The following is a 19,648-nucleotide window of genomic DNA, read 5'->3' as shown; positions in this document are numbered from 1 at the left end:
GTCACCAGTCGGCGCGCATGGCCTCCATGACCCGCAGGGTCGCCTCCGTGCGCGCGTGGTCGACGCTCGCATCCGCCCCGCTCGTGACCAGCTCGACGAAACGGGCCACCTCGTCGTCGAGCACGTGCTGCGGGTCGGCCAGCTCGCGCACCGTCTCGGCGCCGTCGTGGCCGCGCACCACCAGGCGGCGCGGGCTCGCGATGTGATCGATCTCGAGGCTGGCGACCTCGCCCTGGATCTCGCTCGGCAGCCGCGATGAGGTGATCTTGGAGTAGGAGACGTCGGCCACGAAGCCCTCGTAGGTCAGCAGCGCATGCCCCGCGCCGTCGACGCCCGAGCGCACGGGCACCTGCGCTGCCGCGAGGCTCACGGGCTCGCCGAAGAGCGCGACGAGCGGATGCACGCAGTAGATGCCGAGATCGAAGAGCGCGCCGCCCGCCATGGCCGGGTCGAACATGTTGACGTGCTCGCCGGCGAGCACCCTGTCGTAGCGGCTGGAGCGCTGCTCGCTGCGGAAGCTCACGCGGCGGATCGCGCCGAGGCCGGGCAGCAGCTCGCGCACCGCGGTCATGCCGCGGTCGTACTCGTTGCGGATCGCCTCGAGCACCACGACGCCGTGCGTCTCGGCCTCGGCGACCAGGGCGCGCCAGCCGGCGGCCGCGGTGACGGCCGGCTTCTCGACGATCACGTGCTTGCCCGCGCGCACCGCCTCGAGCGCCTGCTGCTCGTGCGCGCTGTTCGGGCTGGCGATGTAGACGGCGTCGATGCGGTCCGAGGCGTACAGCTCGGTGAGGTCGTGCGCGGAGTCGGCGACGCCGAGGTCGGCCGCGGCGGCCGCGGCACGGTCGGGCGCGCGGGAGGTGACCACGTCGATCCGAATGCCGTCGGTGCGCTGCACCGCCGCCGCGAAGGCGTTCGTGATGACGCTCGTACCGATCGTGGCGACCCTGATCATCCTGCTCCTCCGCGCATCCGCTGCCGTCGCCGGTCGGCGACCCGTCGACCCTACCGGCCTCGGTGCGAGCGCAGAGCCCGCGCGTCCGGGAGGCCGCGACGATAGCGTGAGCGAACCATCTCGACGAGAGGAACGCTCCATGCTCACTGCCCCGCTCATCCCCCTCAACGACGGACGCTCGATCCCGCAGCTCGGGCTCGGCACCTGGCCGCTCGACGACGACGGCGCCGAGCGCGCCGTGCTCGACGCGCTCGAGATCGGGTACCGGCACGTCGACTCCGCCCGGCGCTACGGCAACGAGCGCGGCGTCGGCCGGGGCGTGATCGCCTCCGGGCTGCCGCGCGAGGACGTCTGGGTCACCACGAAGCTGGACGGCGAGTTCCAGGGCGAGGATCGCGCCGTCGCCGGCCTCGAGGGCAGTCTCGAGCTCATGGGCCTCGACTACGTCGACCTGCTGCTCATCCACTGGCCGCTGCCGGCTCGTGGGGAGTACGCGAGCACGTTCCGCACCTTCGCGGGCCTTCGCGAGCGGGGTCTCGCCCGCTCCATCGGCGTCTCGAACTTTACCGCCGAGCACCTGCGGGCGCTCGAGCAAGAGACCGGGCTCGTGCCCGCCGTGAACCAGATCCAGATCGACCCGACGATCCCGCGCGAGGCGCAGCGGGCCTACGCCGCCGAGCACGGCATCGTCACGCAGTCCTGGTCGCCCATCGGGCAGGGCGGCGACCTGCTGCAGCACCCGGCTATCAGCGCGATCGCCGAGGAGCACGGCCGCACGCCCGCGCAGATCGTGCTCCGGTGGCACGTGCAGCAGGGCCTCGTGCCGCTGCCCAAGTCGCAGAACCCGGAGCGGATGCGCGCCAACCTCGACGTGTTCGACTTCGTCCTCGACGACGCCCAGCTGGCCCGGCTCGGCGAGCTGTCGCAGGGGCCGGATGCGGGCGTCGACTCGGACGTCGACGGTCACTGACCTCGGGGCTCAGCCCTGCCGGGCCTTGACGCGCGGATTCTGTTTGTTGATGACGTAGACGCGGCCCCGGCGGCGCACGATCTGCGAGCCGGGGATCCTCTTGAGCGCCTTGAGCGAGTTGCGGACCTTCATGGTGAGTGCTCCTTACTGAGAACGATTCTCGTCTAGAGTAGCGCCATGCCCTCCCCGCACGCAGCCCTGCATCTCGTCGCCGCGCTCTCGGACGAGGAGGCGCTCGACGAGGCGGCCCGGCGCTTCCCCGGATCGGTGCCGCTGCGCATCCGCTCGGGCGCGTCGCCGGAGCTGGCCCGCATCGTCGAGGCGGTCGGCGCTGCCGACGGCGCCACGATCGTCGCCGCGCTCGACGCCGACGTCGCCGCGGAGCACGTCGCATCGCGGCTCGAACGCCTCCTCGACGGCGCCGCCCCGAGGCTCACCGTGCTCTCCGTGCTGAGCCTGGGCGAGCTCGAGGCGCAGCTGAGCGGATACGGCTCCGTGCCCTCCGAGCTCGTCGTCGACCGCCTGGAGGCGGCGGACATCGTGCAGCTCGCCGATGCGCGCGACGCACGGCCGAACGGACGCGCGATGGCGGTGGCACGGGCGCTGGCCCCCACGGCGCGCTTCGGCGACGAGCCGCTGCGCATCGCCCACCGCGGTCGCCCGGCGCCGGCCTGGTCGCAGCTCGCCGCGAGCGGACGCGGGAGCGAGTGGTTCGCGACGGATCTGCGGGCACTGCACCTCTCGGACCCGCGCCCGTTCCATCCCGAGCGGCTCATGACGGCGCTGACCGAGCGCTTCGTCGGGGAGCACGTCGGGCGCATCGCCGCGGCCCGCGGTGTGGCGCGGGTCGCCACCCGCCCGGGTGAGCTGGTCGAGTTCAGCGGGCTCGGCGACGCGCTGCACCTCGGGCTGCTTCGGGCGGGCGAGGAGGCGCCGTCCGGGCACGAGCTGGTCGTGCTCGGCTGGGGGTTGCGCCCGGCGGCGCTGGAGGCCGCGCTGCTCGACGCCGTGCTCTCCCCCGCCGAGCTGCTCGCCGGGCCCGAGCAGTGGCGCTCGTTCCCGGACCGGCTCCCGCTGACGACGCGCTCGGAGCGCTGAGCCCCCGTGCGGCCGGGGCCGCTCAGAGCCCGACCGCGCGCATGCCCGCCTCGCCGTAGCGCTCGCCGGCCACGCCCATCCGCTCGACCAGCCCGTTCAGGTCGGCGACGTCGTCGGCCGAGAGCGCGACGGCGGCGGCGGCGACGTTCTCGTCGACCCGGTCGATGCGGCGGGTGCCCGGGATCGGCACGACCATGGGGTGCTGCGCCAGCAGCCAGGCCAGCGCTACCTGTCCGGGGTCGCGCCGCGGCGCGCCGCAAGAGCACGCACGTGCTCGACGATCGCCTGGTTCGCCGCCAGGTTCCCCGCCTCGAACCGGGGCGTGGTCGCCCGGAACTCGCCCTCGCCGAAGGTCGCATCGGCGCCGACCGAGCCGGTGAGGAACCCCTTGCCGAGCGGGCTGAACGGCACCAGGCCGATGCCGAGCTCGATCAGCGTCGGCAGGATCTCCGGTTCGGGGTCGCGCGTCCACAGCGAGTACTCGCTCTGCAGCGCCGTGACGGGCTGCACCGCGTGGGCCCGGCGGATCGTGCCGGCACCCGCCTCGGAGAGCCCGAAGTGCCTCACCTTGCCCTCGGTGATGAGCTCACGCACCGCGCCCGCGACCTCTTCGATCGGCACGTCGGGGTCGACGCGATGCTGGTAGAAGAGGTCGATGGCCTCGACGCCGAGCCGGCGCAGCGAGCCCTCGGCGACGCGGCGGATCTGCTCGGGGCGCGAGTCGGTGCCCCGCATCCGCCCGTCCACGATGTTCCAGCCGAACTTGGTCGCCACCACCACGTCGTCGCGGATCGGGGCGATCGCCTCGCCGACGAGCTCCTCGTTGACGTACGGCCCGTAGACCTCGGCGGTGTCCACCAGGGTCGCTCCGCGCTCGACCGCGTGCCGGATGACCCCGACCATCTCGTCGCGGTCGCCCGGGTTCGGCCCGTAGCTCATCGACATGCCCATCGCCCCGAAGCCGATCGCTCCGACCTCGAGCCCCTGGCCCAGCATCCTCGTGTGCATCCTGCGTCCTCTCCTACGTGCCGCCTGCTTCGTGCGCTCCCATTCCATGACGAGCGGATGCGCGCCGCCAGTGGCCGCGCTGCCCGGTACCCGCAGGGCCCCTCGGGGCGCCGGCGGTCCGGGCTGCGGGGTCGGTGCCGTCGGTCGCGCCGTCGTGCAGCCGACCGCATCCGATCGACTGAGCCTGCTGGTCGACGGCGCTCGCTGATCGCATCCGCTGACCGCGTCCGCTCCCTGCCCCCTGACGCTTGCCGTCGCTCGCCGCGTGCTCGCCGCTCGCCGTTCGCCATTCGCCAAACGACGGAGGGGCGGCGGAGCGGCGCCCTGCGATCAAGCCCGTGCGCTTGATGATCTCCAGAAACGCCCTGTCACGACAACCTGTCACCGCCCGTCTCCGCCGTTTCGCCGAAGGCCGGTGACTCGCCACCGCCCCTTCTGCAGGATCGGAGGGGCCCGTGTTCGATTCGGAGGATGCTCCGCCGCGAGGACGATCGGCAACAAGTCTGCAGGCTTGAGAGCGTCGTGAGGATGCGTCGCTGCAGGGTCGGGAACGGATCAGCTCCTCCGAATCGCACGGGAGCGTGCTGCGGTCCCGAGCGGGACGCAGCGCCGATCGGTGACCGGACCCTCGCATTCGACGCCCTCCGTCAGGCCGGGTCGGTCGTCGGATGCCTCGCGTCGACCCGCCTCTACCCCAGGACGCGAGGCGTCGACCCGCCTCCATCCCCAGGACGCGAGGCGTGGTCCCGCCTCGGCTCCCGAGTACGGCGCGCCGACCCGTCTCACCCCCGGGTGCGTGGGGTCACGCCTCGTCGGCCCGGTCGGCGCCTCGGCTCGCTTCGACGCCGGTCGACGACGCCGCGGACGGCTCGGCGGCGGCGCCCGACGCCGCGCGCTCCGTGGCGGCGAGCGAGGCCAGCAGGGCCAGCGCATCCGCCGTCGCGTCGTCGGAGGGGGTGTAGACCACCAGCGACAGCGTCGGATCGGCGGGCAGCGGCATGGACTCGTAGTCGAGGCGCAGCTCGCCGACCTCGGGATGCCGGATGCGCTTGGCCCCGTTCTGGTGGAACCGCACCCGGTGCGCCGCCCAGAACTGCGCGAAGGCGTCGCTGCGTGCCGTCAGCTCGCCGATGAGGTCGGTGAGCCCCCGGTCGTCGGGGTCGGCGGCGGCGGATTTGCGCAGGCTGGCGACCAGGTCGCCGGCCGAGGTCGACCAGTTGGAGAAGAACGCCCGCGACGCAGGATCGAGGAAGCAGAAGCGGGCGAGGTTCGACCGGTTCGCCTCGTTCGCGAGCACCGGGGTGTAGAGCCGGGCGGCGACGGTGTTGAGCGCGAGCAGATCGCGGCGCTCATTGCGGATCATGGCCGGCACCGCGGGCATCGCGTCGATCACGCGCTGCAGCGACGCACGCACGGACGGCTTCGCGGAGCGCGGGGCGCGCGTCCTGGCCGTCGGCGAGGCGTTGGCGAGCCGCGCCAGGTCGTGCAGGTGCTCGCGCTCGGCCTCGTCGAGTCGCAGTGCGCGGGCGAGCGCATCGAGCACGGCGTCGGAGGCCCCACCCAGGCTGCCGCGCTCGAGTCGCGTGTAGTAGTCGACGCTCACGCCGGCGAGCATCGCCACCTCCTCCCGACGGAGCCCGGGCACGCGACGCTGCCCGCCCGCGAACGGCAGACCGGCCTCGCGCGGGGTCAGCCGCGCGCGGCGGGTGGTCAGGAAGTCGCGGACCTCTGCGGCATCGTGCATCCCCTCACGCTACGCACCCGCGGTCCGCACCGGGAGGCACGGGGAGTACCCCGGTCAGCGGCACTCCTCGTCGACCGCGGCGGCGACGCGGTCGAGGAACCGGGCGACGGCAGCGGCCTCGTCCTCGTCCAGCTCCGCGGCGAGCGAGCGGATGACGGCGGAGAGCGGATCGACCGATTCCGGGTCGTCGTTGCGGTCGACCGGCAGCACGACCTTGCTGCGCCGGTCGCTCGGGTGCGGGCGGGTCTCGATCAGGCCGCCGTCGCGCAGCCGCTCCAGCAGTCCGGTCACCGAGGAGGAGACGATGCCGAGATGCTCGCCGAGGTCGCTCGGCGTGACGAGGCGGCCGAGATCGGTCTCCTCGAGCACGAAGCGCATCGCCGCGCGATCGGTGTCGCTGGGCCCGCAGGCGGCCTGGCGACGCCGCCCGAGCTGCGACTCCGCGAGCCGAAGCCTCTCGACCGCCCAGGCGGCGTCGTCGGCGTGCTCACCGCGGTCGCTGCGCAGATGCTCCGCGGCGTGCTCCGCGGGCTGGGACGGGGCTTCGGTGGTCATCGGGGTGCTCCTCGAAGGGGGTGGGCGGTACCAGCGACGGTACTGAGAGGACGAGCATCGTCCTCGCATTGCACCTGCGCAAGCGCTGCGTGTCGCCGTCGCGGATCGGGGCTTTCCAATCGGAAAGCGAGCGAATAGGGTTTCCACATGGAAAGCGAGCGGATGGACGATCTCGAGGCGCTGCGCACGATCGAGCGCGTACGCCAGCGGTCGTCGGCCCGCGGCAGTGCCTACGAGTGGGTGAACGTCTGGTTCGGCGTGCTGCTCGGGCTCTACATCGGACTGCTGACCACGCTCACCGCGATCGCCGAGGACCCCGCGGTCACTCAGATGATGATCGCGGCGCTGGTGCTGCACAGCGCGATCCTCGAGGGCGCGCGCGAGCACTCCGGCGTGCGCCGGGGCTTGCGCGCCGGAGACATCATCATGCTCGTCGCCAGCCTGGTCCTGATCGTCTCGTCGCTCGCGCTCTCCATACTGGTCTCGCTGCCGGCATGGTCGGGAGCGGTCGTCGGTGCCGTGGGCGCGGCGGTCTTCGCCGCCGCGCCCGCAGTGCGTCTGCAGCGCATGCAGCGCTCCGCCGCGGCGAGCGGACGCACGACCACGGCGGAGTGGCCGACGGAGCCGCTCAGCCGTTCCGCCCGGATACTCACCGCAGCAGCAGCCGCGCTGCTCGGGGCGATCGCCGTCGGTCAGGGGCATCCCGTGGCCAGCCTCGGAATACTCCTGCTCGTGATCGTGGCGATGTTCGTCGCCCTGGCCGCCAAGGAGAGCCCGTGGAGCCTCGCCCGCGTCGGAATGGAGTGGGGACGGGGGCACTGGGCGGCGTTCGGCCTCTCGGTGCTGCTGCTCCTCGGCGATGTGGCATTGATCGCCCTCGCCGGCCCGCAGACCCTCCCCGTCGCGCTCGCGATCGGCGTCGTCGTAGCGGCTCCAGTCGCCCTCTCCGCACTCCCCCGGCGCGCCCGATGAGCCACCCGCGGCACCAGCTCGACGAGGCGCTCCTCACTCCGGTGCGCCTCTCGCTGATGGCGGCGCTCGCCGAGGTGGACGAAGCCGACTTCGCCACCCTGCGCGAGCTCCTCGATGTGGCGGACTCGCCCCTCAGCAAGGCCATCAGCCACCTGCAGGAGCTCGGCTACGTGCGGGTCGAGAAGCGCACCCTCGGCGGGCGCTCGCGCACCTGGGTCGCGGCCACGGGCGCGGGACGATCAGCGCTCGCCGCGCACGTCGCCGCGCTGCACGCCATCACGGGCGGCGCCGCGGGCTGACCCGCGGCGCCGCTGGGCGACCTCATCGCCGGGTGAGCGTCCATGCGGCGACGCGCTCGAGCGAGGCGCCGTCGAGCACGGCCTCCGGCTCGCGCGCCGAGCGGCGCCGGTCGAACGCCGCCGCCTCGAGCCAGATCTCCGCGTCGGGATGCAGGGGCAGGATGCGCAGCGTCGCCTCGTCGCCGACCCCGAGGGCGTCGAGGTCGAGCGTCCATGCGCCGCCGTCCCAGAACCGGTCGGCGACGAGCACGCCGTCGACCTCGAGGTGCCCCACGTCGCCGGCCCAGTGCAGCGTCAGCAGCCGGCGCACGCCGGGCTGCGCGGCGCCGAGCCCGGTGAGCTGCAGCTCGGCGGCGCGCTCGACGACCACGTCGGCGGATGGGGCCGACGCCCGGCCCTGCGAGGTGCCGTAGCCGGTCAGCGGCGGCAGGGCGTCCGACACCCGCTGCGCCTCGACGGGGCGGGGCGGATGCGCGCCGGGCGCGCCCTCGGCGGCCAGCCGCTCCCATCCGCCCACCGACCATCGCTCGACGACCGGCGCGGCGCCCGAACGGGCGACGAGGCGGTCGCCGTCGTGCCAGAGGGGCGACGCGCTGCGCAGCAGCTCGCGGCCGGAAGGCGTCTCGAGCACCCAGAGCCGATCGGCATCGCGCACGGGCAGCAGCACGAGGCTGTCGTCGCCGACACGCACCGACGCGGCGGTCTCGACGTCGACGCGGTAGACGCCCGGCGCGATACGGCGGACGTCCCCCTCGACGACGACGACGGGATCGACGGCGAACTCCACCGGCACCGCCTCGTCGGCGACGAGCACGAGCGCGCCGTCGCCGAGCACGGTCAGCGCCGACGCGGTGGCGTACCGCAGCACCGAGCCGCCGAGATCGAGCCCGACCGGCCAGCGGGCGATCGTTCCGGTCGGGATCGTGATCGGCTCGTGCGGCAGGGTGCGGTCGCCGACCCGCAGCCGCACCCCGTGCAGCGGCGGCAGCGGCACGTGGGGCTGGTGGCGGTTGACGAAGACGAAGCCGCCCCGGTGCGCCCAGCGCAGGGTCGCCGCGTCGTCGATGCCGGACGGCAGCACGGCCGGCCACGACGTCGGCGTCGCGGCCAGCTGCTCCGCGAAGGCCCGCAGGAAGGCGTGCTGCCCGCGCAGCGGCGCGTGGGCGGCACCGAGCTCGCCGCTCGCGCCGATGGCGGCCTGGAAGCCGTAGTCGTAGCGCGGCAGATCGTTCGGGTAGCCCGTCGCATGGCTCTCCTGCAGCTCGGTGCCGGGCGGGTTCGCTCCGCCCGCGACCATGTAGAAGCCCTGCCACGCCGAACCGCTGCCGAGCTTGGCGTTCGCGACGGCGGCGATGTCCGCCCCGCTCGGCACGATGCGGCGGTGGTAGGTGGAGGCCATGCCGCCGCCGAGCTCGCAGGTCGCCGGCGGGAACGCGGTGTCCCGCTCCGCCGCGACACCGGTGCCACCGCGCACATCCGCCCCGACGCCCGGGTCGTCCCACTCGTCCGAGAACAGGAAGTGCGATCGGAACGTCTCGTCCCACGGCGCCCCGGCCTCGGCCCAGAAGCCGTCGCCGTAGCCGGAGTAGAGGGGCAGGAGCTCTCCGGCGGGCAGCTGCGCGCCGCCCCAAGCCGTCGCGGTGAACAGCGGCGCGGCGAGGCCGGCCTCGATGGCCATGCGCTTGAGGGTGGCGAGATGCCCGGGCTGGTCGTAGAGCTCGTTCTCGATCTGGACGCCGATCACGTTCGACGAGGGCCCGCAGAGACCACCGAGCTGCTCGCCGATCGCCGTGTACCAGGGCCGCACCAGCTCGAGGTAGGCCGGGTCGTCGGTGCGATGCACTACCGCGGCGCGCTGCACGCGGTCTGGGAAGCCGCCGTTGCGCGACTCGCCGTGCGCCCAGGGCCCGATGCGCAGCACCACGAACAGGTCCAGCTCGGCGCACAGGCGCACGAAGGCGGCCACGTCGAGCCGGTCGTCGAAGGAGAGGCTGCCGTCCGGCTGCTCGTGGTGGTTCCAGAACAGGTAGGCGGCGATCACATCGATGCCACCGGAGCGCATGAGCAGCAGCCGCTCGCGCCACTCGGAGCGCGGCACCCGGGAGTAGTGGATCTCACCGGAGACGGGGATCCAGGAACGGCCGTCGAGCAGCATCCGCCGGTTCGTGACGGCGACGCGGTCGTGCGGACCGGATGCGGGCGCGGGCGCCTCGTCGGCGGCCCAGTCGCGGAGGTCGAGGGAGAGGGTCAACGCAGGAACTCCTGATTCATGCGACGCTGCCAGGCGGCGTCGGTGGTCCACATCGGATGGTGCGGGGCGGCGTTCGAGCACGTCACGACGCCCGCCACGCCCTGCTCCCAGGCCGTGGCGATGCCGTGCTCGGCGAGCGCCCGACCCACGGGCCCCTCCTCGAAGCGCCCGTGCAGCGGGGTGTAGCCGATCCACCCCTCGCCGACCAGCGTCGGCACGCCCCGCCAGCGCCCCCACTCGGCGATCGCGATGGTGCGCGACTCGATCTCGCGGCGCATCACCTCACGGTAGGGCCCGTAATGCTCCAGCAGCCAGGTGTCCCACCGGTCGGCGTCGATCGTGTCGTAGCCGTAGAACATCTGGTCGGTCACGACGGTGGCCTCGAGCTTCCATGCCGCCGGACGTCCGTACTCCGCCCAGCTCGACGCATCCGCTCGCTGCAGGGCGCGCAGCGCGGCGTTCGGGAACCCCTCGCTCGCCGTCAGCCGGATGTCGATCGCCGCCTGCAGCGCGTCGAGCACCCCGTAGGAGTAGACGTGGAACTGCCCGGCGTCGAGCCCCGCGGGCACGCGGTGCATCGCGAGGTGCGGCGGCTTGCCCATGCTGATCGTCACGCGCACGGACGGATGCTCCCGCCGCACCGCGTCGACGGAGCGCACAGCCACCGCGTCGAGGGCCGGCAGCAGCGAGAAGTCGATCTCGTTGTGCAGCTCCACGAGCGCCACCGTTGCGAGCAGGCCGGCGTCGCGGATGCGGTGCAGCAGCGCCGTGAAGGCGCGCGCCAACGTCGGCAGGCGCTCGTCCATCGGCACCGCGGTGACGGCGTCGTGCCAGCGACGATCGCCCGCGAAGGCCGCCGACTGCTGGTACTCCCAGCTGGAGAGGATCACCGTCATGCCCCGCCGCTGCAACCCGGTGAGCAGCTGCAGCAGCCGCTCGGCGATCGGCGTCGAGAACCCGCCGGGCACCGCGTACCAGCGAGTCCGCTCCCCGTAGTACCCGGTCTCGCGACGGCCGAGGCCCTCGATCGGCAGCGACTCCGCGAGGTCGTCGAGGCCCAGCCCGCCGGCGAGCAGCAGCGGCGCCGCGCAGATGCGCACCGTCGTGTACCCGAAGTCCTGCGTCTCGTCGAGCACCCGCTCCAGGTCGGCGTAGGGCTCGCCTGGTCCGGCGAGGGTGTACCAGGAGAAGTCCCACAAGCAGATCGTGCTGCGCTCCATCAGGCGGCGCTCCTTCCCAGCCCGGCCAGCTCCCGCAGGCGGGCGACGCGCTCGGAGCGCCCCACCGGATCATCGACCGAGAAGAGCAGCAGCTCCGGCAACGAGGTCGCGAAGTAGTCCGGCGCCAGCGGCGCGGCCTCAAGCTCGTCCGCCGCCCGGTCGAGATCCGCCCAGACGGCCTCCGCCTCGCGGCGCTCGCCGAGGCGCAGGTGGGCGAGACCCACCCAGTGGTCGTCCTCCCGGGCCGGTCGCGGCGCCACGTCGAGCCGCACCGTCGCGCGCCGCCAGCGCTCGCGGGCGGCGTCCGCGTCACCGGCCGCGGCGTGGGCGTCGCCCGCGGCCACGAGCCGCTCCGCGATCGGGTCGCCCGGGTGCCGACCCTCGCCCAGCTGCTCAGGGGCCGTCAGTCCGGCGTCCAGCAGGGCTGCGGCCCCGATCGGGTCGAGTCCCGCAGCGACGGCGAGGCTGGCGCGGTCGAAGACCGCGAGCACCTGCCCCTCGCCGCCCTCGAAGGGCTGGAACCGCCTCCGCTCGAGCACCGTGAGCGCCTCCTCGGCGCGCCCCGCGTCGACGAGCAGGCCCAGGTGCACGACCGTGAGGTCGTCGCGCTCGTGCAGTGCGGCACCGCTCGCCTCGAGGGCTGCGAGGCGCTCGAACGGGCCCACGCCGCGCAGTCGGGCGAGCTGGTCGCGCTCGAACACGAGCCGCGGCATCGGGCCGGCGCTCGCGATGGCCGCCGCGAGCAGCGCGTCCCCGCGGTCCAGGTCGCCGCGCGCGTTCACCGCGGCGATCGCGGCGCTGCGCAGCACGACCGGGTCGTCGCTGCCGGCCGCGACGGCGGCGTCGAGCACGGTCGCCGCCTCATCGCCGCGACGGGCGCCGAGCAGCAGCTGGCCGAGCAGGCCGAGGGCCACGTGATCGTGCGGCTCCGCAGCGATCGCGTCGCGCAGCACGCCCTCCTCGTCCAGCCCGTCGGGGAACGCCCAGCGCCGGTCGGCGGCGCGGGCGGCGGCGCGCTCGGCCGGGTCGTCCAGGATGCGCGCACGCAGGTAGTGCGCCAGCGGCGCCGGGTTGCCGAATGCGCTCGCCCCGGCCTGCGCGGCCCCTGCAGCCCAGCGCACCGCGAGCTCGGGCTCGCCGCTGCGCTCGAGCTCGAAGGCCACCAGGAGCAGCGTGCGCGGATCGAGCGGATGCAGGTCGTCGTCGAGCGCCGCCAGCAGCGGATCGAGCGGGTCGGCTGCACGGGCCGCGGCGAGCTCGGCGGCGGCGTCCCCTCCGGTGCGCCGCAGCGCCAGCACGAGCAGCGCGCGGGCCGCGGGGTTCGCCGGATCCACGGCGACGGCAGCGCGGGCCTGCTCCAGTGCCTCCGGCGCCTCGCCGAGGCGCAGGTGGGCGCGGGCGGCGCCGAGGCGGGCCGGCAGGGCGTAGCCGGTGTCCCATCCGCTCTTCACGAACGCGGCGCGGGCGCCGCGGTCGTCGCCGGCACGCTCGAGCAGCAGGGCGCGCCGGTGGTGCAGCTCGCCGGTGCGCGGGTTGAGGTTGCGCCGGGTGAGCCGGGCCTCGGCGGCGTCGAGGTGCTCGCGCGCGGCGTCCAGCTCGCCGCGGCGGTGCCGGTACTCGGCGAGGGCGAGGTGGGCGCGGCTGTCCTGCGGGTCGAGCGCGAGGGCCCGCTCCAGGTAGGGCAGCGCGCTGCGGGTGGGGTGCCGGTTCTGCACGAGGTGCTGCGCGGTGAGCAGCGCCTCGTCGACGCCGTCGATGGCCGCGGGCTCCGGCGGGGCGGTGGCCGACCAGGGCGTCGGCTGCTCGTCGTGCCGGGCCCAGACGAGCACCGGCGCCCCGTCGACCAGCAGCTCCACGCGTACGTCGTCGCGCGATGCGACGCCGGGCGCCGGCAGGGATCGCTGCACCGGCCGCCCCGGCTCGAGGCGCACCGGCAGCCGGTGCTCGCGGCCCGGCAGCACGACCAGCAGCTCGCCCTCGGCGATGCGGCTCGCGGCGACCCCCAGGCGCAGCTCGCCCTCGGCGACCTCGACGCTCAGCGCGGCGTCACGGGAGGCCTGCTGCGGCGCGCCGATGGCGTGGATCGGGAACCAGCGCTGCGCGAACGTGCGCGTCTCGCCCGGCGCGAGCCAGCTGAAGTCCGGCTGGTTGTCGGTGAAGACGCCGGCCATGAGCTCCAGGTAGGGCCGGCCGTCGTCGCTGAGCTGCCGGTCCCAGGCGCGGCCGAGCTCGCCGTGCCCCCAGGTCCACTGCTTCTTGCCGGGTGAGAGGTCGTGGTCGGCCCAGTGCACGAAGCCGACGCCGGCGGCGTGGTCGTAGCCGCCGAAGAACGGGTCCGCGGTGCCCGTGACCATGTAGGACGTGGGCACGGGGATGTCGGCGTAGTCGTCGAGGCGGGCGGAGGCGCGGTTCGGGTAGTCGACGCCGTAGTACGGCCGGTCCGCGGTCGGGAACGCGGTGATCGCGCGGCGGGCGTGGTCGGCCACGTGGCGCACGTCGTCGGGGAAGAAGGAGCGGTAGTGCGCGTGCGCCTCGGTGGCGACGTTGGCCCACCAGAGGAAGCTCTGGGGCTCGTCGGTGCGGTTCTGCAGCCGGGCGACGACCTCGAGGGCCGCGGAGTCCGGGCGCAGGCGCACGCCGTGCGTGCCGCGCATCCGCTGCAGCGGGTCCACGTCGCCCTGCCAGACCGTGACGGTGCCGTCGTCGTCCCGCTGGACGCTCGTCTCGACGGGCAGGTAGGTGCCGGGGCGGTGGTGCTGGGGCCAGTTGAACTCCACGCCGCCCGAGACCCACGGTCCCGCGAGGCCGACCAGCGCCGGCTTGATCACGCCGTTGCGGTAGAAGAGGTCCGCGCCCGACGTCTTGTCGAGGACGGCGTGGATGCGCCCGCCGAGGGCGGGCAGCACCACGACGCGCAGCCAGCGGTTCTCGACGACCACCGCGCGCCAGTCGCGGTCGACGCCCTCGGCCGCGATGCGGTCGGTGAAGGGCAGCGGGTACACGCGGCCGTCGGAGCCCTGGTAGACGCGGCGATCGAAGAACGCCGGGAAGCGGTCCGGCTCGGCGGGCTCGTAGGTGCGCATCCGCACGTCGCCGCTCCAGCAGGCGACGCCGCCGGCGTCGAGCACCGCGGCCTCGTCGGCGGGCGGGGTCGGCAGGACGAGCGGTTCGATCGACGCTGACGTGGGCATGGGCTCGACGCTACGGCGGCGCGCCCTCGCGCGGTATGGTGCGGATGGGCAGCACCCATGGACGATCTGGTGGCTGCATGTGCGCGGCGATCAAGCCGTCGAGGCGGCTCGGGCGCTCGGCGGCGGCGAGCCGCAGCGCCTGCGCTCCCCGAGCGCGCGCTCGTGCTGCTCGACGAGCTCATCGCGCAGCTCGAGCGGGGTCAGACCCCGGCCCATCTGGCCGCGGCGTCCGCGCTCTGCTGGTCGCTGCTCGCCACGGTGCTGAGCGAGCGGATGCGCCCCGACGCGGGCGCGCCCCTCGCGCGCGCGATGCGCCGGCTCGACGAGCGCCTCGCCGAGCCGGTCGCGATGCCGGAGCTCGCCGCGCACGCGGGCGTCTCGACGTCCCACCTGCGCGCGCTGTTCCGCGCCGCGACCGGCGCCGGACCGGTCGCGTACCTGCGGGCGCGCAGGATGGCGCGGGCGCGCATCCTGCTCGACACGACCGAGCTGACGATCGCCGCCATCGCACGCGAGACCGGCCACCCCGATCCGCTCTACTTCTCGCGCCGCTTCGCCCGCGACCACGGGCTCAGCCCGAGCGCCTACCGCGCCCAGCGCAAGGGATGACCCGCGCTCGCTAGGCTCGTGGCCCATGAGCCATGTCGCCGATGACACCCGCTACTCGTCCATGCAGTACCGCCGTTCGGGTCGGAGCGGTCTGCAGCTGCCCGCCCTCTCGCTCGGGCTGTGGCACAACTTCGGGCACGGGCGCCCGGTCGAGACCCAGCAGGCGATCGTGCACCGCGCCTTCGACCTGGGCATCACGCACTTCGACCTCGCCAACAACTACGGCCCGCCCTACGGCGCCGCGGAGACGAACTTCGGGCGCATCCTCGCCGGCGGTCTCGGCCGGTACCGCGACGAGCTGATCATCTCGAGCAAGGCCGGCTACGACATGTGGCCCGGCCCGTACGGGGATCACGGCTCGCGCAAGTACCTGCTCGCCTCGCTCGACCGGAGTCTCGAGCGGCTGGGGCTGGACTACGTCGACGTGTTCTACCACCACCGTCCCGACCCCGAGACGCCGCTGGAGGAGACCGCCGGTGCGCTCGCCAGCGCCGTGCAGCAGGGCAAGGCGCTCTACGCGGCCGTGTCGAACTACTCCCCCGAGCAGACGATCGCCATCGCCGCGATCCTCGCCGACCTCAAGGTGCCGCTGCTGATCCACCAGCCGCGGTACTCGATGTTCGAGCGCCGCATCGAGGACGGCCTGCTGGACGCCCTCGAGCAGATCGGCGCCGGCTGCATCGTGTTCTCCCCGCTCGCGCAGGGCCTGCTGACCGACCGCTACCTGCAGGGCGTGCCGGCCGACTCGCGCGCGGCGACGAGCCGGTTCCTCGGCGAGCACTCGATCACCGAGGAGTACCTGCAGCACGCCCGCGCCCTGAACGGCATCGCCCAGCAGCGCGGGCAGAGCCTCGCGCAGCTCGCGCTGCGCTGGGTGCTGCGGCATCCGGGCATCACGAGCGCGATCATCGGCGCCTCGAGCGTCGCGCAGCTCGAGCAGAACGTCGCCGCGCTCGACGGCCCCGACCTCACCGACGACGAGCTGGCCGCGATCGAGCCCCACGCCATCCAGGGCCTCGCCGGCTGACCCGCACGCACGAGAACGCGCGGGCCACCCCGCGCACCCTCAGCGCCGTCGTCGCTCGGCGCGGCGCCGTGCCGCCGCGGCGCGTTCGAGCTCGGTCAGCTCGGGGTCGAACGCCTCGTCGTCGAGCGTCGGCGACGCGTTCCGGTCCCGCACCGCGAGCACGGTCGTCGCCACGATGACGGCGATCACCGCCACGGCGATCGCCACGATCAGCCAGTCCATCGCTCCCCCGTTCCCCCAGGTGCCTCCGAGCCTAGCTGTACTTCCTCGGGAGGTTGTGAACGTTGGGGTCGTTAGCGAAGGCCTCCGGGACGATGTGAGTTACGACACACACCACCATCCACGGAGGCCTTCGTGACCCACGCTAACGCGCCATTCACCCCGGAGGGCAGGACTCGTCTGGCCCGTCTGATCGTCATCGAGGGCTGGTCGGTGCGCCGCGCTGCGGAGCGGTTCCAGTGCTCGCCCGCGACCGCGTCGCGTTGGGCTGCCCGGTTCCGGGCCGGGCAGGCGATGACGGACCGGTCCTCAACGCCGCATCGTTCGCCATCGCGGACGACGCGGCGGCGGGAGCGGCGGATCGTCGCGCTGAGGTTCACCCGCCGTTGGGGTCCGCACCGCATCGGCTACCGCTTGCGCATCCCGCGCTCCACGGTCGAGCGGGTCCTGGCCCGCTACCGGATGCCACGCCTGGTGCATCTCGATCAGGCCACCGGGCTCCCCGTTCGCAAGGCTGCCCCGGTCCGGATGGAGGCGACCCGGCCGGGCGAGCTGGTCCACATCGATATCAAGAAGCTCGGGCGCATCCCTGACGGCGGCGGGCACCGGATGCTCGGCCGCACGGTCGGGAACCGGCACAACAAGAAGCGGGGCCGGGGTTACGCGTTCCTGCATCACGCGATCGACAGCTACTCGAGGTTGGTCTACTCCGAGCAGCACACGGATGAGCGCAAGGAGACCGCGGCCGGGTTCTGGTTGCGGGCGCGGGCGTTCTTCGAGACCGCGGGCTTCACCGTCAGCGCGGTGATGACCGATAACGGCTCTTGCTACCGCTCCCGCGTCTTCGCGACGGCGCTCGGCGACGTCAAGCATCGACGCACCCGCCCCTATCGGCCACAGACGAACGGGAAGGTCGAGCGCTTCAACCGCACCCTCGCGACCGAGTGGGCCTACGAACGGCTCTACTCCACCGACGAAGCCCGCTCAGCGACCTACGTCGACTGGATCCACCACTACAACCACCACCGGCCCCACACCGGGATCGGCGGGCTCACGCCCGCCGACCGCGTTCACAACCTCACTGGGAACTACACCTAGCCGCAGCGCCGGCCGCGCGGGCGGAGGTTCCACCGCATCCGGAGCTGGTGGCTCGGATGCCGCTGGCCGACGCCACCGTTCGGGCATGAGCCTCTCCCCCGCGACGCCCCGCATCCCCTCGATCGACCAGGGCGTGTTGGACGAGGTGCGCGCCAGCGCCTTCCACGCCGAGGCCGACCTCGAGCACGTGCTCCTCGACGGCGGCGATCTCGGCCGCGGGTCCGCCCGTCGGCCAGGCCCCGAGCTCCTCTCGCCAAACGACGGAGATGCCGCCGATGCGCGCCGCGTCTCCCACCGAGATCACGCCCTGAGGCGTGTGGATACGCTCGCACGACTGCTGGTCTCCGTCGTTCGGCGAAGGGGCCGCCGCGGTCAGATCGTGCGCGGCGCCTCGGCGAGCTTCTCGCGCAGCTGGTCGGCCGTGAGCCGGACCACGTAGCCGGGGCGGTCGCGCTCGATGCGCCAGCTCTCGGCGAGCGGCCCCGCGTCGACGGTGTCGAAGCCGATCCCGTCGTAAAGCGCGGTGACGAAGGCCGTCGCCTCCGGGAAGTCGCTCGCCGCGACCAGCGCGCGCCGATCCGCGCTGCCGGCGGGCTGACCCTCCGCCGTGATCGCCGCGGCCTGGATGTGATTGAAGGCCTTGACCACCTTCGCGTCGGCGAAGTGACGCTGCACGAGCTCGCTGGTCGTCGTCTCGCCGGCGTCGAGCGCCGGGATGCGGCCGTCGCGCTCCCAGTAGTAGTTGTTCGTGTCGAGCACGATCTTGCCGGCCAGCGGGGCCGCCGGGATGCGCTCCACCGCGTGCAGCGGCACGGTCACCACGGCGACCTCCGCGACCTCGGCCGCCTCCTGCGCGGTCGCGGCCCGAGCCTGCGGACCGAGGTCGGCGACGAGCTCGGCGAGGGTCTCCGGGCCCCGCGAGTTGGCGATCACCACCTCGTGCCCCTGCGCGATGACCGCGCGGGCCACCTGCGAACCGATGTTGCCTGCTCCGATGATGCCGAATGTCGTCATGAGGGCGGCAACCCGGCTCGGGACTACGGCATTCCTGCGTCGAGCGGATGCACCGCTGCATGGTCGCGATGCGCCGACGAGCGGATGCGCTCAGACCCGTCCGACGCCGGCGCGCAGGGCGCTGCGGCTGATGCGGTGCATCCCGACGCCGGCGGCGAGGAACACCGCCGCCAGCACCGCCCAGCCCGGCGCGCCGAGCGTGAGCACGGTCGCCGTGATGAGCAGCGGCGCCGCCATCGAGCCGAGGGCCGTGCCCACGCCGAGCATGCCCTGGTAGGCACCGGCGCGTCGCTGGTCGGCGAGCTCGAAGCCGAGCGACCAGCCGCCGGCCGAGAACAGCAGCTCGGCGACCGAATGGCCGACCGCGGCGCCGAGCAGCACGACGACCACCACCGCGCCGGCGCCGACGCTCGAGGCCGCGTAGAGGCCGCAGGCGCCGGCCATGAAGATGCCCGCGAGCAGTGCGGCACGGGAGGCGCCGCGCACCCCGCCGGTGCCGCGCGCCAGCGGGATCTGCAGCGCGATGACGAGCACCGTGTTGCCGAGCAGCAGCAGCGACACGAGCACGTCGGGGGCGCTCGTGTGCTCGGCCACCCAGACGGGCACGCCCACCTCGAAGAGCGTGAACTGCATGACGGCCAGCCCGTTGAACACGGTGAGCGCGAGGTAGCGGCGATCGCGCCAGGGCCTGCGCTGCGGCGTCCGTTCACCGGATGCGGGACCCGCGTGCACGTCGCGAGCCGGCAGCCTCAGCACGAGCAGCGCACTGACGAGGTAGACCGCTCCGGCGCCGCTCATGGCGAGGCGGTACGCCTCGGCGGTGTCGGCGGCGAGGGCGAGCGCTGCGATGGCGGCGCCGATCGCGATCGACACGTTGGTCGCGACGCGCATGGTGGCCCGCGCCGTCACCTGGTCGGCGCTGGCGAAGCCCCGCGCGACGAGCGCGGACCGGGCCGAGTACCCGGCGTTGGTCGAGCCGACGACCAGTGCGGCCAGCGCCAGGAACACCGCGTAGTGCGCAGCCCAGGCGTAGGCCGCGAGCGAGGCGCCCTGCAGCAGGGTCAGCAGCACGAGCACCGGCTTGGCGCCGAAGCGGTCCGCGAGGGTGCCGCCGAGCAGGGCGGTCGCGACGCCGATGCCGCCCGCGACGGTGAGCCCTGCGCCGACCGCTATGGGGTCGAAGCCGACGAACCGGGTGAAGTACAGCACCGTGAGCGTGAAGAACACGCCGCGACCGAGGGCGCCCACCAGGGTCGAGGCGACGAGGCCGCGCAGCAGCGGGTCGCGTCGCAGCAGGGCGAGCGCGCCGTCGCCCGCGGGGCTGGTCGTCTCGGACGGGATCGGATGCGGCGGTGCAGCGCCCACGACGGGGTTCGGCGAGGTCTCCGGCTGGGTCACCCGACCACTGTGCCGAGCGC

Annotated in this window: 18 protein-coding genes and 1 pseudogene; 8 read left to right on the top strand and 11 right to left on the bottom strand. The window is 73.8% G+C overall.

Annotated features, from left to right (window positions below; translation table 11 throughout):
* Position 1 precedes the first annotated feature (1 nt).
* Positions 2 to 955 (bottom strand): Gfo/Idh/MocA family protein, encoded by a 954-nt coding sequence (locus QQK26_RS03405; RefSeq protein WP_284230065.1) that lies wholly within the window; start codon positions 953 to 955, stop codon positions 2 to 4.
* Between the two features lie 139 nt (positions 956 to 1,094).
* On the opposite strand from QQK26_RS03405, the gene QQK26_RS03400 reads away from it, so the two are divergent.
* Positions 1,095 to 1,925, top strand: a complete 831-nt coding sequence (locus tag QQK26_RS03400) for an aldo/keto reductase (RefSeq protein ID WP_284230064.1) — start codon at positions 1,095 to 1,097, stop codon at positions 1,923 to 1,925.
* Between the two features lie 9 nt (positions 1,926 to 1,934).
* Here QQK26_RS03400 and ykgO read toward each other — a convergent pair whose 3' ends face one another.
* Positions 1,935 to 2,057, bottom strand: coding sequence for a type B 50S ribosomal protein L36 (gene ykgO / locus QQK26_RS03395; RefSeq protein WP_284230062.1), 123 nt, complete (start codon positions 2,055 to 2,057; stop codon positions 1,935 to 1,937).
* 45 nt (positions 2,058 to 2,102) lie between these two features.
* On the opposite strand from ykgO, the gene QQK26_RS03390 reads away from it, so the two are divergent.
* Positions 2,103 to 3,023 (top strand): GTP-binding protein, encoded by a 921-nt coding sequence (locus QQK26_RS03390; protein ID WP_284230060.1) that lies wholly within the window; start codon positions 2,103 to 2,105, stop codon positions 3,021 to 3,023.
* A gap of 22 nt (positions 3,024 to 3,045) precedes the next feature.
* Here the strand turns inward: QQK26_RS03390 and QQK26_RS03385 are convergent.
* The 3 genes and pseudogenes from QQK26_RS03385 to QQK26_RS03375 form a co-directional block, all read right to left on the bottom strand.
* Positions 3,046 to 4,031, bottom strand: a pseudogene (locus QQK26_RS03385) (aldo/keto reductase).
* 802 nt (positions 4,032 to 4,833) lie between these two features.
* On the bottom strand, positions 4,834 to 5,775 hold the full coding sequence (locus tag QQK26_RS03380) for a helix-turn-helix transcriptional regulator (protein ID WP_284230058.1): 942 nt from the start codon (positions 5,773 to 5,775) through the stop codon (positions 4,834 to 4,836).
* 54 nt (positions 5,776 to 5,829) lie between these two features.
* Entirely contained in the window at positions 5,830 to 6,330 is a 501-nt protein-coding gene (locus QQK26_RS03375; RefSeq protein ID WP_284230056.1) for a MarR family winged helix-turn-helix transcriptional regulator, read from the bottom strand.
* A 147-nt stretch (positions 6,331 to 6,477) separates the two neighbouring features.
* On the opposite strand from QQK26_RS03375, the gene QQK26_RS03370 reads away from it, so the two are divergent.
* Together QQK26_RS03370 and QQK26_RS03365 are read left to right on the top strand one after the other, a co-directional pair.
* The gene (locus QQK26_RS03370) at positions 6,478 to 7,302 is read left to right on the top strand and encodes a hypothetical protein (RefSeq protein ID WP_284230054.1); all 825 of its coding nucleotides are present in this window, start codon (positions 6,478 to 6,480) and stop codon (positions 7,300 to 7,302) included.
* The gene (locus tag QQK26_RS03365; RefSeq protein WP_284230052.1) at positions 7,299 to 7,601 is read left to right on the top strand and encodes a transcriptional regulator; all 303 of its coding nucleotides are present in this window, start codon (positions 7,299 to 7,301) and stop codon (positions 7,599 to 7,601) included. Before QQK26_RS03370 ends, QQK26_RS03365 begins: the two co-directional genes overlap by 4 nt.
* Before the next feature lie 22 nt (positions 7,602 to 7,623).
* On the opposite strand, the gene QQK26_RS03360 is transcribed toward QQK26_RS03365, so the two are convergent.
* From QQK26_RS03360 to QQK26_RS03350, 3 genes are read right to left on the bottom strand one after another with little or no spacing between them, the layout of a single operon-like run.
* A complete protein-coding gene (locus tag QQK26_RS03360; RefSeq protein ID WP_284230047.1) occupies positions 7,624 to 9,852 on the bottom strand; it encodes a beta-galactosidase in 2,229 nt (742 codons plus the stop codon).
* Positions 9,849 to 11,072 carry a cellulase-like family protein gene (locus QQK26_RS03355; RefSeq protein ID WP_284230045.1) on the bottom strand — a complete coding sequence of 408 codons (1,224 nt, stop codon included), beginning with the start codon at positions 11,070 to 11,072 and terminating at the stop codon, positions 9,849 to 9,851. The genes QQK26_RS03360 and QQK26_RS03355 overlap by 4 nt, the downstream gene beginning before the upstream one ends.
* A complete protein-coding gene (locus QQK26_RS03350; protein WP_284230043.1) occupies positions 11,072 to 14,263 on the bottom strand; it encodes a DUF5107 domain-containing protein in 3,192 nt (1,063 codons plus the stop codon). Before QQK26_RS03350 ends, QQK26_RS03355 begins: the two co-directional genes overlap by 1 nt.
* Positions 14,264 to 14,425: 162 nt before the next feature.
* Here QQK26_RS03350 and QQK26_RS03345 point away from each other — a divergent pair, with 162 nt between their 5' ends.
* On the top strand, positions 14,426 to 14,872 hold the full coding sequence (locus QQK26_RS03345; protein WP_284230041.1) for a helix-turn-helix domain-containing protein: 447 nt from the start codon (positions 14,426 to 14,428) through the stop codon (positions 14,870 to 14,872).
* 25 nt (positions 14,873 to 14,897) lie between these two features.
* Entirely contained in the window at positions 14,898 to 15,899 is a 1,002-nt protein-coding gene (mgrA, locus tag QQK26_RS03340) for an L-glyceraldehyde 3-phosphate reductase (RefSeq protein ID WP_284230039.1), read from the top strand.
* 39 nt (positions 15,900 to 15,938) lie between these two features.
* Here the strand turns inward: mgrA and QQK26_RS03335 are convergent, their stop codons facing one another.
* Entirely contained in the window at positions 15,939 to 16,121 is a 183-nt protein-coding gene (locus tag QQK26_RS03335) for a hypothetical protein (protein WP_284230037.1), read from the bottom strand.
* A 132-nt stretch (positions 16,122 to 16,253) separates the two neighbouring features.
* Here QQK26_RS03335 and QQK26_RS03330 point away from each other — a divergent pair, with 132 nt between their 5' ends.
* Both QQK26_RS03330 and QQK26_RS03325 read left to right on the top strand, forming a co-directional pair.
* Positions 16,254 to 17,216 carry an IS481 family transposase gene (locus QQK26_RS03330; RefSeq protein ID WP_284230035.1) on the top strand — a complete coding sequence of 321 codons (963 nt, stop codon included), beginning with the start codon at positions 16,254 to 16,256 and terminating at the stop codon, positions 17,214 to 17,216.
* A gap of 85 nt (positions 17,217 to 17,301) precedes the next feature.
* Positions 17,302 to 17,655, top strand: a complete 354-nt coding sequence (locus QQK26_RS03325) for a hypothetical protein (protein WP_284230033.1) — start codon at positions 17,302 to 17,304, stop codon at positions 17,653 to 17,655.
* On the opposite strand, the gene QQK26_RS03320 is transcribed toward QQK26_RS03325, so the two are convergent.
* Positions 17,589 to 18,230, bottom strand: a complete 642-nt coding sequence (locus tag QQK26_RS03320) for an NADPH-dependent F420 reductase (protein ID WP_284230031.1) — start codon at positions 18,228 to 18,230, stop codon at positions 17,589 to 17,591. The genes QQK26_RS03325 and QQK26_RS03320 overlap by 67 nt on opposite strands.
* A gap of 90 nt (positions 18,231 to 18,320) precedes the next feature.
* Positions 18,321 to 19,628 carry an MFS transporter gene (locus QQK26_RS03315; RefSeq protein WP_284230029.1) on the bottom strand — a complete coding sequence of 436 codons (1,308 nt, stop codon included), beginning with the start codon at positions 19,626 to 19,628 and terminating at the stop codon, positions 18,321 to 18,323.
* Positions 19,629 to 19,648: the final 20 nt, after the last annotated feature.

Source organism: Arenivirga flava, from assembly GCF_030161575.1.
GTDB lineage: Bacteria > Actinomycetota > Actinomycetes > Actinomycetales > Microbacteriaceae > Arenivirga > Arenivirga flava.
The sequence above is the reverse complement of the archived record's forward strand: the minus strand, read 5'-3'. Positions and strand labels throughout refer to the sequence as shown.

What these genes read in the sequence shown, in the direction of transcription:
- QQK26_RS03405 (WP_284230065.1), bottom strand. Translation starts at nt 955, where the DNA reads ATGATCAGGGTCGCCACGATCGGTACGAGCGTCATCACGAACGCCTTC.
- QQK26_RS03400 (WP_284230064.1), top strand. Translation starts at nt 1,095, where the DNA reads ATGCTCACTGCCCCGCTCATCCCCCTCAACGACGGACGCTCGATCCCG.
- ykgO (WP_284230062.1), bottom strand. Translation starts at nt 2,057, where the DNA reads ATGAAGGTCCGCAACTCGCTCAAGGCGCTCAAGAGGATCCCCGGCTCG.
- QQK26_RS03390 (WP_284230060.1), top strand. Translation starts at nt 2,103, where the DNA reads ATGCCCTCCCCGCACGCAGCCCTGCATCTCGTCGCCGCGCTCTCGGAC.
- QQK26_RS03380 (WP_284230058.1), bottom strand. Translation starts at nt 5,775, where the DNA reads ATGCACGATGCCGCAGAGGTCCGCGACTTCCTGACCACCCGCCGCGCG.
- QQK26_RS03375 (WP_284230056.1), bottom strand. Translation starts at nt 6,330, where the DNA reads ATGACCACCGAAGCCCCGTCCCAGCCCGCGGAGCACGCCGCGGAGCAT.
- QQK26_RS03370 (WP_284230054.1), top strand. Translation starts at nt 6,478, where the DNA reads ATGGAAAGCGAGCGGATGGACGATCTCGAGGCGCTGCGCACGATCGAG.
- QQK26_RS03365 (WP_284230052.1), top strand. Translation starts at nt 7,299, where the DNA reads ATGAGCCACCCGCGGCACCAGCTCGACGAGGCGCTCCTCACTCCGGTG.
- QQK26_RS03355 (WP_284230045.1), bottom strand. Translation starts at nt 11,072, where the DNA reads ATGGAGCGCAGCACGATCTGCTTGTGGGACTTCTCCTGGTACACCCTC.
- QQK26_RS03350 (WP_284230043.1), bottom strand. Translation starts at nt 14,263, where the DNA reads ATGCCCACGTCAGCGTCGATCGAACCGCTCGTCCTGCCGACCCCGCCC.
- mgrA (WP_284230039.1), top strand. Translation starts at nt 14,898, where the DNA reads ATGAGCCATGTCGCCGATGACACCCGCTACTCGTCCATGCAGTACCGC.
- QQK26_RS03335 (WP_284230037.1), bottom strand. Translation starts at nt 16,121, where the DNA reads ATGGACTGGCTGATCGTGGCGATCGCCGTGGCGGTGATCGCCGTCATC.
- QQK26_RS03325 (WP_284230033.1), top strand. Translation starts at nt 17,302, where the DNA reads ATGAGCCTCTCCCCCGCGACGCCCCGCATCCCCTCGATCGACCAGGGC.
- QQK26_RS03320 (WP_284230031.1), bottom strand. Translation starts at nt 18,230, where the DNA reads ATGACGACATTCGGCATCATCGGAGCAGGCAACATCGGTTCGCAGGTG.